The organism is Arthrobacter sp. TS-15 (genome assembly GCF_006964045.1).
Taxonomy (GTDB): Bacteria; Actinomycetota; Actinomycetes; order Actinomycetales; family Micrococcaceae; genus Arthrobacter.
Window position 1 is genome coordinate 49,486 of sequence record NZ_SDXQ01000004.1, and the last position, 17,013, is coordinate 66,498.

8 protein-coding genes are annotated in these 17,013 nt (G+C 59.3%); all 8 read right to left on the reverse strand.

What is annotated here, in order from left to right; translation table 11 throughout:
* Positions 1-357: 357 nt before the first annotated feature.
* Positions 358-2,733, reverse strand: a complete 2,376-nt coding sequence (locus tag EU811_RS00845; protein WP_142936637.1) for a hypothetical protein — start codon at positions 2,731-2,733, stop codon at positions 358-360.
* Between the two features lie 124 nt (positions 2,734-2,857).
* Positions 2,858-3,334 carry a PIN domain-containing protein gene (locus tag EU811_RS00850; protein ID WP_142936638.1) on the reverse strand — a complete coding sequence of 159 codons (477 nt, stop codon included), beginning with the start codon at positions 3,332-3,334 and terminating at the stop codon, positions 2,858-2,860.
* Positions 3,331-4,509 (reverse strand): ImmA/IrrE family metallo-endopeptidase, encoded by a 1,179-nt coding sequence (locus tag EU811_RS00855; RefSeq protein ID WP_142936639.1) that lies wholly within the window; start codon positions 4,507-4,509, stop codon positions 3,331-3,333. Before EU811_RS00855 ends, EU811_RS00850 begins: the two co-directional genes overlap by 4 nt.
* 137 nt (positions 4,510-4,646) lie before the next feature.
* Positions 4,647-5,000: an NAD(P)H-binding protein gene (locus EU811_RS00860; RefSeq protein WP_142936640.1), complete on the reverse strand. Its 354-nt coding sequence runs from the start codon at positions 4,998-5,000 to the stop codon at positions 4,647-4,649.
* Positions 5,001-5,383: 383 nt separating this feature from the next.
* Positions 5,384-7,528: a BREX system Lon protease-like protein BrxL gene (gene brxL / locus EU811_RS00865; RefSeq protein ID WP_142936641.1), complete on the reverse strand. Its 2,145-nt coding sequence runs from the start codon at positions 7,526-7,528 to the stop codon at positions 5,384-5,386.
* A 13-nt stretch (positions 7,529-7,541) separates the two neighbouring features.
* Positions 7,542-10,037 (reverse strand): BREX-1 system phosphatase PglZ type A, encoded by a 2,496-nt coding sequence (gene pglZ, locus EU811_RS00870; protein WP_142936642.1) that lies wholly within the window; start codon positions 10,035-10,037, stop codon positions 7,542-7,544.
* Positions 10,030-13,524, reverse strand: coding sequence for a BREX-1 system adenine-specific DNA-methyltransferase PglX (gene pglX, locus EU811_RS00875; RefSeq protein ID WP_142936643.1), 3,495 nt, complete (start codon positions 13,522-13,524; stop codon positions 10,030-10,032). The genes pglZ and pglX overlap by 8 nt, the downstream gene beginning before the upstream one ends.
* Positions 13,524-17,009: a BREX system P-loop protein BrxC gene (gene brxC, locus EU811_RS00880; RefSeq protein ID WP_142936644.1), complete on the reverse strand. Its 3,486-nt coding sequence runs from the start codon at positions 17,007-17,009 to the stop codon at positions 13,524-13,526. Before brxC ends, pglX begins: the two co-directional genes overlap by 1 nt.
* Positions 17,010-17,013 lie beyond the last annotated feature (4 nt).

Consider the following 17,013-nt stretch of genomic DNA (forward strand, 5'->3'; position numbering starts at 1 on the left):
GTGAAAGTTTGTCACTTTCGAGGCCTTGGCAGCCTCAGTGAGTTCTGCCCACGCTACCCGCAGTTCCTCCTGGAGCTCCGGTGACGTGGGCGCGTCCGGGACAGGAGCTGCCGCCCCAACTGGACTCGTGCGTGCTGCGGTTGCGGCTTTTCGCTGAAAAAGACTTCTAAGACCCATTTCCGTGTTCCCCCCCTTTTCCCCTAACCAGAGTATCAATGCTTTCTCAACGCGTCCGGGACCTCCGAACCCAGAAGACTGCTGCGATGGACCTGTTCAGCCCGGCAATCAGGCCCTCTCCGCGTAGCTTCACCAGTGCCTCCAGCGGACCCCGTCCAGGACGTGCTCGACCGGAAGGTCCTAAGGAGCCGGTTCGGCTATCTCGTATCCTGCGCGTCTCGCGAGCTCATCGAGGCCGGGATTCGGCTGCCATGGTTCGTCGTTGAACACAAAGACGTTAAAGGTCTCAGTGGAGTCCCAAACGCCGATCGCCGCCAGGTAGTCGAGACGGAGGGCATGTTTCCGCAGTCGCAGGCGCAAGCTGGCCTCCCGGATGGCAGCCTCCCGGGTGATTCCCCGAGCGAAGCTGAGGAACAGTATGCCCCGACGTTGACCCGGTCCCGCGATGCCGAAGCCGACAAACCTTGTGTGCATCTTTCCGTCCATACGGCTCTCCCGACGCAATGTGAGGAGTAGATCCCCAATTTCTTGCCGGAGTGGTCCGTCGAGGTCGAGAAGGTCAATGCTGGTTGAAAGCCAACCGTAGGGGCGGTGTTCGTTGAGCGAGTCAAGCAGGCCCGCCAGGCCCGCCGGGATTGGCTGTTGGGGCTTCTCAGCTGCAATTGCCCTATCTCCACGAGAGTACTCGTACCAGGCGTCAAGCCTGTCCGTCTGGCTAGGCAGCATAGCGATCCCGGGCTGTCCAGGTTCGGTATAGAGGCCCGTGGTGAGGTACCTCATGAAATAGTCGAGCTCCTCCGAAGCGCGGAATGAGCCGGACATGTTCATTTTGCGGCGACGTAGAAGGTAGTGAATGAACTCAGATGGGCGCCCGAGCACCTCGGTGATGATTTCCAGATCGTGCTGGTTTACGATCCAGGGCGGGTCATCCTGCCCACTCAACAGTCCGCTCCGGGTCAGTTCCTCGACGACGGTCGAGACTGCGTTTAGGTTGTCGAGAGAGAGGGTGATCGTGAGGACTTCCCTCCCCGGAACGACAGGGATATGGACGTCCTGCACTTGCGAATCCTGCTGCCCCTCAGAGTTCAGGAGCGTGGCCCGGCTGAGACTAAATACCTGCCCGTCGTTTAGGAGCGCGCGCAGTCGGCTTGCCTGCTCGTCTGCGTCCAGGACTATCTTCTTTAGGTCCAGAAACATCCGGCCGGGGTTCCCCCTGAGTGCCGCGGGGGAAAGGGGTTTGCTTTTCATCTCAACGATGATTGCGAAGCAATCGATGAACAGCAGTCCATCGCCCTCAAATTCCTGCGTTTCATCACGGTCTTGGTAGTAAACCGATTGGTAGGCGACATCCGGTTTGAGCACTCTGACCAGTTCCGCGAGGCCCTTCGATTCAAGGAGTCCACCACGATGGTCACTGTATTCAGTGACTGATCGGCTGCGCTTGAGTGCATTCTCCAGCGCCGGACGAATCGCATAGAGCAGGGATGTGGGCTGAATCAGAATCCAGCGCAGTTCGCCGTCTACAAGGCGGCTGGCAAAAGGCTTCCTCTTTACGAGGTTGTCACCTGCGAGGTAATCGGACACCACGTTTTCGGACTGAACCTCGAGGTCGATGGAGAAATCAGACAGCATCTTCACCAAAAGGGCAGCGTCCGTGGTGCTCTCGTCAGCCAGCTCTGCAGCTGAGAAAGACCCAAAGCCCGCTATCTGCTGGAACACCGCAACCTGGACGAGATGGTCGAGAGCTTCCGCATCCTCCATCCCGCTTGCTTCAATGGTCGCTCGGACTTCCTCGCTCACCGCCAGTTGCTCTTCCAGGAAAGTTCGGGCCTCTTCGCCTGAATCAACTAGCTTCCTCTGGAGCCAGTCTGCTGTTGAATCGAAGAGCTCAAGTACATCCGCGACCCCGTAGCCAAGGATTTCGCGGACGGCCGTGTCGATTGCAGGCGGCGAGAACAGCTCCCCCAGCAGTGTCCGTTCCTTGTCGATGTACTGACGGTTGCGCATGTAGAGCTCGGCGGACACGATCGACAGACGCATTCGTGATTCGATACGCGGCGGGATAACATCCGCGGACGTGTCCTGCTCGTTGGCGAACACTTCATCGGCTTGCTGCAATTCAACGTGCAAGCGTATGGCTTCAAGATCCAAAAGAGCTCTTAGCTTTCCATGTAAATCTTCCAGCTCCTGGCCCGCAGTCTGCGTCACATTACCCACAACTCGCGGCCCGCGCTCGGCAAACAGCAATGCTGCGAGCCCCGTCAGGCTCGGCAAGGACTCATGCTGACTTTCGACGTAGGAGTCATTGTCGGTAGGCAGCGACACCAAGTACAGGTTCGCTATGACATCGAACGCATCCAGATGCGCAACTATGCCCAGAAGTTCCTCGATTGCTTCATCACGTTGCCGGGTAATGTTCTCGAGTGCTTCTTCCAATGATTCGGACGCTTCATAGAGCCGTTCAAGAGCCGTCAACTGTTGTTCGAGAAGACGAGCGAACATTGAGCCGCTGGCGGAGGAATCTGTCATGATGCTAGTTTGACTCGTCGTCGGCAATGACGCTTTCTATTCAGCCAGATCCGGAGGTCCGCAGTGGGTTGGGGCGGACAAGCCCCACCAGTCTCCTCACACCGCCAGGACGACTCATCGCCTTATCCATCCCGCAGCTGATTGCAATCTGTCAGCCACCGCTGCCAGATCCTTCCTGTTCGGCCCCAGCCCCGTCGATGAGCGCTGCGAACTGAGAGTTGCTGAGCACCTTCAGTCCGAACTCCTCTGCCTTGTTGCGGACTGCCTCGTCGCCGGAGACGACGAACCACTCCGGTGCCATGAGGTACTGGCTGTCGTGCTCTCGGCCCTCCAAAGCGCATGCGATGACCAGCGGGTCGGCGTTGCCCAGGTTGGCGTAGAGGTTGACCAGTCGCGTGTCAGTGTCCGGCACTGTGGCCATTACATCGACCAGCAGTTGAAGCACCCTTGGCGTCGTAGGATGGACGTTGTCGCGCAGAGATTGGAGGTCTGGAAAACCATTGGCCTCGCGCAGTACAGCCTCTGGTATGACGGCACTCTCCAGAAAATACTCGCTCGCTCGTCGCAGCCTCCCAAGCTGACTGAGAGCGTTCGTGTCGACTACGTACCGCCGCCCGAAGTCGCTCATCCGAGAGACCGCCTGAGGTCCTCGATCTGAGATGGCTTGAGGTAGTTCAAACAAACTGCACGGCAGAACTCTCCTGGCGAGATGCTTTGACTATCAAGCGCATGCAGCATCCGCCGGCTGAGTTCTCTTCCGTTGTACTTGCGAACTGCGTTCTCAGGGAGAATCTGACTTCGAGGACCGCCCTTAGGGAGCCTCTGAAACTCCTCCCGCAACTGTGCAAGGTAGTTGCCCGTGGTCTCGGCATTGATCATTCCCAGTCTCATCGCGCGCACAGCTACGGCGCTCGTAGTGACCTTGAATTCGTCCGATGCGATCCTCATGTCGTCGAGCGACGTGGGTCCAACCGCCTTAAACCGCTCGCGAGGCATCAGCATTGCACCGGCGATGTCGTACTCCCGCCCGGGATCCGTGTAGGCGCTGCCACCGTCCCACGTCATTGGAGCAAATTTCCTTCGGGCTACCAGCACCGTCAGCAGCGCAAGGGTAAAGATGGTCCGACCGGCCGGCTCCTGGTCGTCGCCGTGGTCGCCTCCCGCCAGAAAGATAAACGGGACCTTGTTGTCTCGGATCGTCATGCCACTGAACCTGACGTGCGTCAAGCGCTGCGGCATGTAGTGCTGGACACTTCGCGACACCAGGACCTGGTTGGCTTCGAGACGGCCGATCATGAGATCGAGTGCTTTCTCCTTGCTCCTGCAAGCACGGACCGCCTCGTGAGAAAGGCCGATGGCCGCCATAAGCCGTGCTGCGTCGGCCTCGACCGATGACCGGTCATCACGGAGCAGGCCTACAATCGTGTTCCGCTGGAGCGAGTTATCGTGCTTTCGGACGAGTTGCTGTTTTCGGATCAGGTCCTTAACGATCAGTTCGACGTCCCGCAGCTCCACCTTGGCGCGGGATCCTATCGAGAATGTGTCTTTGCTAAGTCCCGCGAGTAACTTCTCGGTCTTCTTCTTCACTTGCTCCTGCACCAGCGCAAGCGGAGCGAAGAATAGTGAGTATGGGATGTCGCCTTTGTCCGCAAGCCGCACGAGGTCGGAGAACTTGATTCGGCGTGAGTCTAGCGCATTCTCATAGTCCTTATAGGTTCCCGCCACAGAATTGTCGAGAAGCGTCTTGAAAACGGCCTCGTCAATCGGGACGGCCTCTCCATCCAAAAGGACGTCGATCGCCATCTCAGATCACCCCCAAGTGAACATCGTATAACTCGCCGCGCATCTCCATGAGCTCCACTTCGAGTCGAGTTTCGGAGGAGCCTATATTCGGGTCCGCGTCCGGTGATCAGGGCGCGCATCATGTCAGTCATCGGGAGTCATCCTTCGTAGATACGGGTCGCGGCGTCGACCGCATCGGTGATCCGTATGGGGCATTCGGTCAGCTCGAGGATCCGCCGTGTGACCTCGGGCCGGTGCACCAGTTCGGCCAGCACGGCGGCGGCGACGGCGCGGGACACGTCCCCGTAGACGATCGCCGGGCCGAGGGCCGCCCGACCGGTGCCGGGGCCGGGCGTGAGGGTGCCCGGCCGCACGATGACCCAGCCGAGGCAGGTCGCGGCGAGGGCGACGTCGGCCGCGCTCTTGATCTTCATGTACTCCTCAAAGGAGGCCGGCATGCCCTGATCGCACCAAGCGTTGGGGAACGCCGAGACCAGTAGGAACCTGGACACGCGGCGAGCTGCGCGGCACGGGCAGTGAAGGCGACGCCCTCGCCGTCAACGACCCGGGCGACCTCCGTCGGCGCGCTGCTCGCCCCGGCGGCGTAGATGACCGCGTCCGCGCCCCGCAGGACCTGGGCCACTCTGTCAGGCGTAAGAGCGATGAGGAGTGCATCGATTGGTACTGGTCCAGATAGCCCCATCTGTCGAAGGCCGGCAGCAGGTTTGCCTGTTCCGGCCAGTCGAGCCAGTCCGGGCAAGGGTCTTGTTGTTCGTGTTCGTGACGGTGCATTTCATCCGGGACGTCATCGCGTCGCAGTCCAAGAGTCCTGAGCGAGAAAAACTAGCTACAAGGCCCGAGTAGCTCTGCCGGGAATATTAGTAACGGGGTCTTCTCACGCTTCATCTCGGATGTAAGTAATGCCAAACGCCTTGACTTGGCGATATTCCTGAAGCCTAGTGGCAAGTTCGAAGGTGTCGCCCGTGATGTATTGAAAGATGTCCAATCCGCGGCCGAGCAGGATCCTCCATCCGGTGTCAGTGAGGATGGACCGATCATGGATAGCTCCGTCGAAGACGATGTCGACGTTGATGCCGGCGACAGAGGCTCCTTGCTTGACCTTCAGTAGTAGTTCGTACTGCTTGCGGAGCTTGTCTTGTCCCTCGATGTTCTCGGAAGTAACGAGCCGCACATTCACTTCGTCCGCGGCATCCTTGATGGCAGCGATGCACTCGATGAGTTCCATGAGATTGCGGGCCTGGTGGAACTGCCGGATGTAAGGGTCAGTTACGGTGATCTGTGTGGCTCCGCGCAGGTACGGGACCAAGAGAGTCTCGAAGGAGACTCCACGCTGGTTCTCCTGGAACTCCTGGTGCCCCTCAAACAGCGGTTTTACGGTGACAGGCTCGGGCACATCTGGTTGACCGTCTTCCGCAGAAGTAGCAGCGTGCCCAGTTGTATCGGCTGGTCCGTCCTCTGCGTCAGTGCTTTGGCGGCGCTCACGCTGGTAGTACTCCGGGTACTCATCCTCTTCAAGCGTTGAGACTGAGTGCCATGTACCGGCTTTGTCGAGGTAGCCGAACTTTACATTCGCCATCGTTGAGTCGATGCGGAGGATCTGGTCTTTGACGCGCTTGCGTCCCTCGATGGCGAACTGCAGGATCTCTTCGATCTCTTCGGGCGTGGCTTCCCCGTGCGGGTAAAGGATTTTCATCAGCCCGGAGAAGGTCTTGTGGATGCCATCGCGATCTCGTGTCGAAATGTCCGATGACAGTGTGAAGTGCAGCTGGTAGCGGTCGGAGTAGTCCGCCGAACGCATCGACTTGAGCACCTCGGCGATGTAGTCGACGACGAACCCGTAACCATCAGAAAACATTTCCCCGCGGATGGTGTCGACCTCCCACCCGGGGATGTAGTGGTGCAGGCGGTCAAGGTACGCCGAGTCATGGTAGCTTTCGGGAAGCTCGTCGAACAGGTCGGAGTGTTTGAGCATGTAAGGCACGGTGTGCGAAGTGTTACCGACGAACACCATGGACGCCTCCGCGCCGAGTGTCTCGACGCCGCGGGAGAACGACTTGTTCGCCATGAAGTTCTTCATGATGTCCACGAGCGCCTTGTCGGTGCGCTTCTTCTTACCCGCGAACTCGTCGAACGCGACGACATCCCAGTAGCCGACCAGCCCGATGCGGCCGTTGGAGTTGTTGACGAACAGCTTGGGGACGGTGACTTCGCCACCCGAGATGAGCATGCCGTGGGGTGAGAACTCCGAGAAGATGTGCGACTTACCGGTGCCCTTGGGGCCGAGTTCGACGAGGTTGTAGTTCCGTTCGACGAAAGGGATGAGCCGCACGAGCTGGATGAGCTTGGCGCGGCGGCCGAACAGTTCGGGATTGAACCCAATGGACTGCACGAGCAGATCAGTCCACTCGCCGGTTGTGAACTCGCTCCGCGCCGCGAGATAACCCTCGAAGTCGAACTTCGATAATTGGATGGGCTTGATTGACCCCAGGATCCACGGCACCATGCGGGCGTCATCACTGTGGAAGTACTCGATGTCGCAGATGCACCAAACACCACCGACAAGCAGCTTCGGGTGAGCCTTGATCGTCGCGGATTCGACGAGCACTCCCTTGATGCCAAGATTCGCGAACTCTGCCTGGTAGACATCATCCTTCTCGTTCAGCGTGACGGTCACTTTGTCAATGATGCGATGGCGTCCGCGCTCCTTGATCGTGGACTTCACCAGTTCTGACTGGTTTCGGTTCACGTAATGGTCGGCGAGAATTTTTCGCACCGAATCGATGCCTGCTTGGATGGTGGCTTCGTCGTCGGATGCCGCGTACTGGCCGAGCAGGTACTCCAGCACGAAGGAGGGCACGATGGCGTTGCCCTTGACCGCCTTCACCAGGTCCTTGCGGACCACAACGCCGGGGAAGAGCTGATTGATCTTTCGGTCCAGGTCGCTCTGCAACGGGATGGCATCTGCTGATGTGGTGACCCCAACGGTGATCTCGGGATTGACCTCGCTCACTTCGCTCATAGCCGCTCTCTCCTTAGAAATCGAAGTCCGAGGCGAAAGAGCGCTTCAGCGTGTAGATCGCCTTGGCGTAACCGCGCCATTGATTGGTGCCCGGGATGAGTTCCTCAAGCCGGAACTCAACCGGACGGTTGTTGTAGTCGTTTGCGTCCTGGCTGAGCAGCATGTGCGCGTTTTGGTAGCGGTCACGCTGGTCTGCCGAATCCTGGTCGAACGTGAGCGAGAGCTGGTTCGATATAAGAATCTCGCCGACATACAGCCCCGCGCGCAGCACAAGGGGGCGAACCTTCTCGCTCACCGGCTCGGTCTGAAACAGCTTGATGACCAGCTGGCCTGTCGTGATCTTGTCCGACTCGGGCATGATCTTGACGTTGACCGTTCGCACGTCGCTCTTGCGCTTCTTATTGATCGCCAGCACCGGGACGACGATCTCCTGCAGGGCTGCACCGCCGTGGACGAATCGCGAGCCTGCGCCTGGAAGCCGCAGCCGATGAATCGACTTTGGTATCTGCACATCCAGGTCTCCATCGAGGCCCAGCTGGGCTGATGTGAAAGTCTTGAACGCGGGGACTTCCTTTAGGCCGTGACCGAGGACGTAACGGCGGTTGATCACCTTGATGTCGTTACCTTGCGGCAGCGTCGATAGATAGAAGGCGTCCTCGAGCGCCGTGTCCTGGAACAGGAAGCCGTGGTCCGCCGTGATGAGGATGTTCGTCGCGTTCGCGTTGGTCAGTCGCTTGACCAGATCGACCAGTTCGCGAAGCGTGTCCTCGGCGGCCTCGAAGACCTGACGCTCGGTGCCTGCCTTGTCACCCGTCGCATCAATGCGGTTGTGATAGACGTACAGCACCTGATGTTGCTGGTACAGCTCCCGGAGTTCGTCCCGGGTCAGGGAGAAGACGTTCTCGGCCTGAATCGCTTTCCCGTCAACGGTATCGAGGAGCTTGCTGCGGTTCACGGTCCCGTCTGTGCGCTGACCGTCGGCCAGGACAGGATCGCCGTCCTTGGAGTATCCAATCGTGCTGTGTGGCAGCAGTGCCGCCATGCCGAGCTGGGTGTAGCTGGGCAGCACGCCGAGCATGGCTTTCAGGTCCGCGTCGTAGCGGTCTTCCTGGCGGATGCGTGAACCAAGTTCGTCAGCGATCTCATAGCGCAGGGCGTCCGAGATGATGACGACGGCCTTGCGCCGGCCGTCCTTCGTGATGGGCGCAACGTGGTCGGTGAAGAAAGAGGTTTGGGGCCGGAGCAATGTGGAACGCCACTGGTCGATGCCGTCGACCTGCTGTTGCCAGGCGTTACCGAGCTCGTAAAGAAACTTGTTGGCGTAGAACTTTTCCACTTGGATGCGTAGGGCCTCCAGCGGGCCGGCAAACTCTGCTGTGCGGGCGGCATATGTGAACTGCCGGTAGAGCTGATCCATGCGGAACCATTCACTCCGGTATCGCTCCAGTCCTTCATCGAGTGACTGCATCGACAGCTTGAGCGCGCCAAGCGCGGTCAGGAGGTCCGAGGCGCAGCCGATCGCTGTGTACAGCGTTCGGTACCCCTCGGCCCAGATGCTGCTCTGACGGCTGCGGACGACCTCTGTAACCTCGCGGCCTGTGACCGTTCGCTCAGCGACCGCACGTGCCAGATCGCTGATGATCTTGCGGTCAGTCTCCTCGAAGAGGTCGTTGCCCAACAGCTCGCGGAAGCTTGCGTCTTCGATGGTGCCGGCGTAGTCCAGATCCCGCGCTGCGCGCTTTGCCAGCGTCATCATTGCGTCCTGGCTGCGCCGGTCGAAGCGAAGGCTTCCGAAGTCGAGTTGGATGTTGCGCAAGCCGCCGGGTCGTTCGGACTTGAACCCAGCGTTGGCCTGCCGGAACACCCACAGAACGAAATCGGCGATGCTCGGGCTCGGCGACGTGTAGCCGTAGATCGACGCCACGCCTTGCCAGTAGAACTCGTCGAGGCCGTGCTCGGCAAGGGCACCGTACTTGGTGTTCGCACCGCCGGCGTTATCGATCAACAGAGTGCGCGTGATCTCCAGCAGGCTGTGCTCGCTTTGACCGAGCAGAACCGCTGACATCTTGGCTTGCAGCAGTCGGGCGTCATCGTCGGCGTCCAGCAGCTTCTTCAGGCCTTGGACGCGCTTGCCCCCACGGAAGAACTTCTCGCGGGCCTGCAGGGCCTCGCCGATACCGTCCGCGGTGAGCCCGAGTTCCTGCTGCACCAGCGTGGTCCGGTCTGCTGTGAACACGCCGTATGCAAGCTCCAGGTCCAATAGCCAATTGCCGATCCCCGTCGGCACAGCACCCGAACGGTAGACAAGAAACTTCGACTGGGGCTCCTGGTGCAGCAGCCGGTTCTTTACCGCATACTCGTCGTTATTGACGCGCACGGTCTGCACGCCCTCCAGGCCGAGCGCGTCGAGGTCAGCGGTGTACTCGCCCTCGGGGTCGTGCCAGAACACTACCCGTTGGCTCTCGAAACGACGCTCCAGATGGGGCCTGACAGCGGAAGTCTCACTCATCGATTGCCTCTAGTCCGGGGATCTTCTTCAAGGCAGCACCCAGCTTCGGATAGTTCGCCTTCACACCGTCGTCGAGGTCGATCTGCACCTGCTGTGTTGCCAACGGGTATAGCACGTCGTGCTCGTACTCTTCGAGTTCGAGCAGCACTTTGCGCAAACGGTCGACTTCCTTCTGCGCGGCAGCCTGCTGCCGTGGGGTGCCTGTCCCTGCCGCGAGGCGCTCGTGGTGCTCGCGGCTAGCCGTGAGCTTTGCTTTGAATTCGCGCAAGTACTCGTTGAGAACCGTTGAGACCGTGGACGGCGTGTAGCGATGCATGTAGATGAGGGCGCTAAACGACCCCTTGGGGCTGGAGAACAGCCAGTAGATCGGTCGCTTCTTATACCGCTTTACGTGGTCTCCGTAGAACGACTTCACGAAGTAGTCGCGCAAGTCCTTCACGCCGAGCGAATCGGTGACGAAACGCAGATTCTCCTCGAAGTGTTGCTCACCGAACGCTACACGAAGAAACTGACGGAACCGCGACACAATGTCGTCTTCGAACCAGTCGCCATCGACGATCGGGATCACGTTGTCTTTGTCCGGCATGAACGACGGCGTAGGCACTTTGGCGAGATAGCCCTGGAGCGTGTCGCCCTGATCCGCCAAGATCAGCCCGGGCTCATCGAGGCTGAAACGTCCAAACATGCATCCAACCGCAAAGGAGACCAGGTCCTCAACTTGGCGAAGTGCGTCGAGCCTAAAAGCCTGGTCCCGATCCGCATGGAATCGGCTCGGATTGGCCACAAGCGAGATATCCTCTATGGGTACGAGGCACTCAACAGTGTCCTGCATCTCGTACGCGGCGGCGAGTTTGTGATTGTTTGCCGTTTCCATCTCTGCCATGCGACGCGCGGCCGATTCGCCTCTTTGTGATTCAAAGGCGACTGCATGAGAAATGATTGACTCACCGCTAGCAAGCAACGGGCTACTTCTGAAGGACCTCGACGTCTCTTGATTGTCCCAATCCCGTTTCGAGATTTCGACGCACTCCTCGGAGTGCAGATCAAGGGCGAAGACCTCGGGCAGGAGCAAGAGTTTCGACACTGCACCCGGCTGAAAATGGTTGCCATTGCATAGAAAATCAAAGAAAGCCTCCGCGACAGCGCTGTTAATAAGCGCCCCGATCCGCGGAAGATTCCACGGGGCAAACACAGTTGCTCCCGCGCTATCAAAGATCGCGCCGCCCGGCGTGTATCGAGCAGAGAATCTACCGAATGATGCCTCGCTGTAGGTAAATCCTTCCCGATAGAAGTACGTAGGATTCCGAATCGTTGATCGCGCGGTAGCCGCTGCCGCCTGGGCTCTGATCCGAGCCCCGTTAAGTCCCCAATCGACTACATCATCATCGTTCCCATACCACCGCCTGAATGGACCCCCTTTGTTGTAAGTCACCCAACGTTTGCCCCGAACGTTGACATCTTCTTGGCCCGCAGCCAACGTTGCTCGAGATACTTCAAACCACTTCCGGAGGAACTGCGAGTTATTGCCTGTATCGATGCCCTTTTTGACATCGGCAAACTTTGCGAGGGTGCTTCCATTCGCGTAAAGGTTCCGCGAGCGTGAGTTCAGCCAGTACGCAATCGGCGCGCCTGGAACCGAAAAGAAGTCGGAGGCTCGAGCGAAATGACTCCTCTCGCTATTGGTTCCGAGGCAAACAGCGCGTAACACGGAGGCCTTCTCCAAACTAGTCTTTTCGGGTGCTAGGCCAATGAACACACCAGGTGAGTCCGAAGGACCCCTTCGAAGGACGAAAGCAGCCGTAGATACTACTTGGCCGTTAATGCCTTCAAAAGCCCCGCTGCCAAGATGAGCGAGGGTTTCGATTGAAGTTGACCCAAGTATCTCGCTCCTCAAGCGCTCGTAGCTTGATTTGAACATCCACGACTGCATCGTGATCATCCCCGCAAATCCGCCGCTTACTACTAAGTCCAGACCACGAATGATGAAGGCCGTGTCCAATCCGTACTTCCCGGACGCAAGGTTGCTCGCGACAAACTCGCTGAGAGAACTACTCATACTTCTAGAGCCCATGTAAGGGGGGTTTGCTACTAAGACCGAATAGCGCCTCGTCAGCATGTCCGCTTGCTCAAGAACTTTCTCGGCTCGCATGGTCAACCCCTGAGTGAGCAAGTCCTGACCTAGATCAAGATCTCCTAGGAGCGCCTGCATCTGTCCGACCAGAGGACCTGACGATGGGATCATGGAACCCAACGTGTCCGCGTTGCGAAATTGATTCCAGAATGTTGCTGCTTGGTACGGATCCGTGCTTTTGACCGTTAATGAATCAAGTTCGGTCCGGCTGAATGTGATCGGTTCGAGTACACAAACACTCGGCTTGACCGACTTACTGAAGAACGTGCGCTGCCGGGCGCGAGCCTTCATCGTTAGTGCAAAGGCGGCCAGGGATCCAGCCCGAGGATCGATCTCGATGCCATAAAGGTTGTTCGCGAGGATCAGCCCTGGGATATCCGTGGGCGCGTAGCCCTCTTCTTCGTAGATCGCGTAGAGGAGATCAAAGGCGTAGGTGAGCATGTGGCCCGATCCGCACGCGGGATCGATGACCTTCAATCCCTCAGGGCCGGCGACCTTGAGGTAGTCGGCCTCCTCGTCCACCGGGGCGATGTAGTAATCCATCTGATCGGCAAGGCGCGAGGCTGGACGGTTGAGAAGCCACAGCCGTCCGAGAGAATTCTCGACGAGGTAGCGGACGATCCAGTGAGGGGTAAACAGCTGAGTAGCGGCGGGGATCTCTGCTGCGCCGGCCTTCTTGTTCTTCTTGAATCCAGCGAAGACCTCGTCCTTCCGCTCCGAGATGTAGAACTGATACAACCAGCCGATGACCTCGACATCCTGGCAAACCTCTTCGGTGAGCACGCTCCCAGCGCGGGCTAACACGGAGTCGTTGGCGAGTAGGTTCGCGGGGATCAGCAGTTCGGTGTAGTCGCCCTCCCGCTCGAACATAAACGGCATAGAGCGGTTCCAGTGGCGGCAGTACTCCGCGAGGAGGAGTGCATACGCCTCGCCTTGGGGGTCGTCACTGCGGCGCGTGCCGTTGAGCAAACTAGTGACGGTCTCCGCCGTGCGTTTGCTCGTAACGACCGCGCTGTCGATGTTCCCGCGCTTGGCCTCGGCCAGAACTTCGGGCTGCCCTCCTTCGCGGCCGCGTTCGGGCGAGACGACGCCGATGCCGGTGTATCCGTTGGCGTCCATGAACCGCAACGCGATGATGCGATTGAACCACGTGTAGGCAACCTTGTCCGCGACTGTGTCGCGGCCCTTGTCGCTGCCGCCAGCGGCGTTGACGGCCTTCTCCAGGGCGCTGACGGCGTTGGGCTGTTCCTGGCGAAGCTCCTTCGATGCCAGAACGACGGAGATGCGGGCTGATACCTCTCTGATAAGTGCAGTGCGAGCCCATGTAGCGAACGACTTCAGCGGTGCGGTTTCCATCAGAGCGCGATCCTTTTTCCATCGTTAAGTGTGTTCAGCAGTGCACCCCGGAGTGCATCGAGGTAGCGGTCGACGTCATCCACGTTCTCGAGCACACCGTGGACTCCGGGCACAGTGATCCTCTTGACCGAGACGGTCTGCTTCGGTGTGGGCTCCGGTCTGTCTGTACCGCCCGTCGTCCGGGCAGAGGACGCGAGTTGGTCGAGCAGCTCGGGATACGTCCGTTCCTCAAAGCCATTACCCTGCTCGCGGACGAGCGCGATCTGCTGCTCATTGCCTAAGCGGGCGATGATCTGGTCGATTGTACGGGTGACCCTCAGTTGCGCTTCTTCTGTGGCATTGCCGTAATAGGCGCTGCCGAGTATCTCGGACTTGCGTCCCTCGATGTCTTGGATGGCCGTGGCGCGGTGGGAGGCGAGCGTTTCCTCGACTTTCGCGCCAAGGGCGTCCGCGGCCTGCTTGAGTTGGGTCATGCGGTTGCCCCGGAACGCGTTCGAGTCGTCCAGGAGTCGCCTGACGTCGGCGTCGCTTCCTGGGGGCAGGTATCCAAGGTTGTTCGTGTTCGAGGTGAGCAGAACAACGGCCTCGTCGTAGATGACCCTCTGGCCACCGCCCAGGAACGACTGGATCGGGTCGATGACGTTCTCTTTGGCGTCGAGCAGTTCGTCGTCAAGACTGAAATCAGCCAGGTACCACTCATCGGGTTTGCCCGTAACTTGTTCGAGCAGAGCGATGGGGGCAGCTAACTGCTCCACGAACGGGTACTTCGATCCGCTCACCAGCGCCCGTAGCTCATCGAGCTTCGCCCCAAGCTTTTCGCTGCCGTGCCGAGCCACCTCCAGCGGGTCTTTCGGTGGGGTGGCCTCGTCGAAGAAGTCGGTGCAGAACTTGCGGAACGTCGCGACCTTGCGCTCGTCGAAGAGCTTCTGCGGGGCGAGCACAGAATGCGAGTGCTTCTGCGTATTGCGAAGAACGGCAGCTACCTCGGTCCGCTTAAGTATGTTTCCATCGACGGTGACCGTGATCTTCGAGTTGCCAACGAGCCAGGCAATGACGACCTCGATCGAGGCGAGATCCCATCCGTAGGGTTTGGCCTGGAATGCATCGACGATCGTCTTGAACGTTACCTGCTCGCCGAGCCGGTCGCGTTGCAACAGGAACGAAAGCACCTCGTCACCTGGCACAGCAAGCATCGACAGCGACGAATCGTCGATCATGCCTGACTGGTTGGGGTTGGTGAACGCAGCAACCTGCTGCTCGCTATACGCAACACCGCCAAGCAGGCCGAGCTGGGTGTAAGTGCGGCTGATGAGGTCCTGGAAGCCATCGGTGACGCGCGCGATGGCGTCCTGTGAAGAGGAGGTTACGCCGGCGGCGTTGATCACGAGGTCCGCCTTGCCAACTGCGCGGCGGATGCGCTCGATGAGTTCCTTCTCGCGTTCGACGTTCTGCGTCGCCTTCGAGCGCAGGATCTGGTCCTCGATTGCGGACAGCGAAGTCGTCTGCTTGCGCTTGGTGTACTTCTCTGTCTTGATCAGCAGGCGCAAGTCCGAAAGGGCGCGCTCATCGGGCTCCAGGATGACGCGCAGTTCGTCCTTGCCCGCACTGTGCATCCGGGTCTCTTCGGGGCCGAATGGGTACTCCGGCGTAATGAAGTGCATGGTCAGTTCGCGTTGCTGCCCGTACACCTGATCATCAAGCTTGTACCCGAAAGCGAAGTCCTGTCCGTTCTTGGCATACCGCAGCCGGCTCGTGCGAACCACGTCTCCGGAGATGATCTTGAAGAGACGACCGCTGACCTCTGAGGCGTCGATATCGACGTTCTTGATCTCCTCCTCGATAACCTGCTCTTCGTTGGTCAGGTACTCGTAGAGGTTGCCGTTGCGCTGCACGTAAGTCTGCGTCTCCAGCAGTGTCAATGCCTCCTCCACCTGCTTGGCCAGGGCGGGCAGGTCAAGTCCGAAACGGTCGTAAACCAGCACGGTCAGGTTGCGTGGAGTGGCGTGGAAGCCTTCGACGTACTTCACCAGGAACAGCGCCTTGAGCAGCCGCACGGCCAGTTCGTTGTCCAGGTTGCGTTCGGCAACGTCGATGGAACGCTGCGCGGCCGACTTCAGTGAAGCGCGGATGCCTGCGAACATGTGGTCGAAGGTCGCCAGCCTGCCCACCTTCACATCGCCGATGTCCTTGGCGACTTGCTGCACGACGCCGAGCATCGATCGCTCGCCGACTGAGCTGTTGCGGCCCTCGAACACGTTGTGGTCAGAGATGCCTTCGATCGCCGCCTGGAACAGCGGGAACTGGTAGCTGACGAACGGGTAGGTACCGACAAAGTGTGCCTCGTCGGTGTAGTTGCGGTAGGTCTTCGCGCCGTCCACGAAGTCGAACAGGGTCTTGAAGTTGGCGTGCTGCTCTGCATAAATCGAATTCAGCGCGGCCTCGCCCGCCTCGTTCTTCTCCAGCAGTCGCTTACGGATAACCTCTTCCACATCGGCGCTGGTGAGCTTCACACGGGTGGCGAACCGGGCCTGAATCTTGGAGAAGTCGTTGCCTTGCTGCTTCGTGCGGTCACCGACGACCTTGTCCATGTCCTCCTGGGAAGTCACGAACACCCACGCACGGCCCTGGCACTTGGTGTTCAGCGACTCGGCGATTGTCTGGAGGTTGAGCATCAGGTGCGTGTTTGTCCCGATGAACTGGCCGACTTCATCGACGTAGAAGTTCAGCCGGAAGTCGTCTTCTTGTTTATCGAGCCACGCCATCACCTCGTCGGCGAAGTCCTCGATGGAGACTGAATACTCGTTGCGGTACTTGGTGAGAATGTTGGTGGGCGTACTGTCTGTGTTGCCGCTGACCTCGGCGTACGCCTTGGCGACGTTGACTTCCTCGAGTACTCCCTCTTCACGTCCCTGCGCCCAACTGCGTCCGGAGATACGGGCGTATGCGTCCTTGAAGGCTTCATACTGGCCGCGGTTGTCCAGGTCGCGCTCGAACCGGGCGACGTGCCCCTGGCTGCCGTAGTAGCCGCGACTCTCGTCGAAGACCTTGACGAACACCTTTAGCAAGGCGTCGGTCTGATCCTTCGTGATGAGGGTGGCCTTCTGGTCGATGTTGAACAGCAGGCTCTTCGCCGGGATCCTCTCGGCCTTGGTCAGCAGGGCCGGGAGGAACGCGTCCTGTGCCTTGGAGCGGAAGCTCTCGGAGACGCGGGCTCGCGGGAAGTCCTGGCCGTCCACGTCACCGAGGAGGTGTGCGAGCAGCTTCAGCAGGTGCGACTTACCGGAACCGAAGAAGCCCGAGATCCACACGCCGTTGGCGTTGGTGTAGTTCGTGTAGGCCTCAAGCAGCAGTTCCAGGCCTTTTGCCGCCTCGTTGGTCAGGACGTATTCGTCGACCTCGGTGCCCAAATGCGCGGTGTCGTCAGCCTTGATGACACCTTCTATCGGGCGCTGAACGTCCTTGGCGAAGATCGCATGCAGATTCATCGAG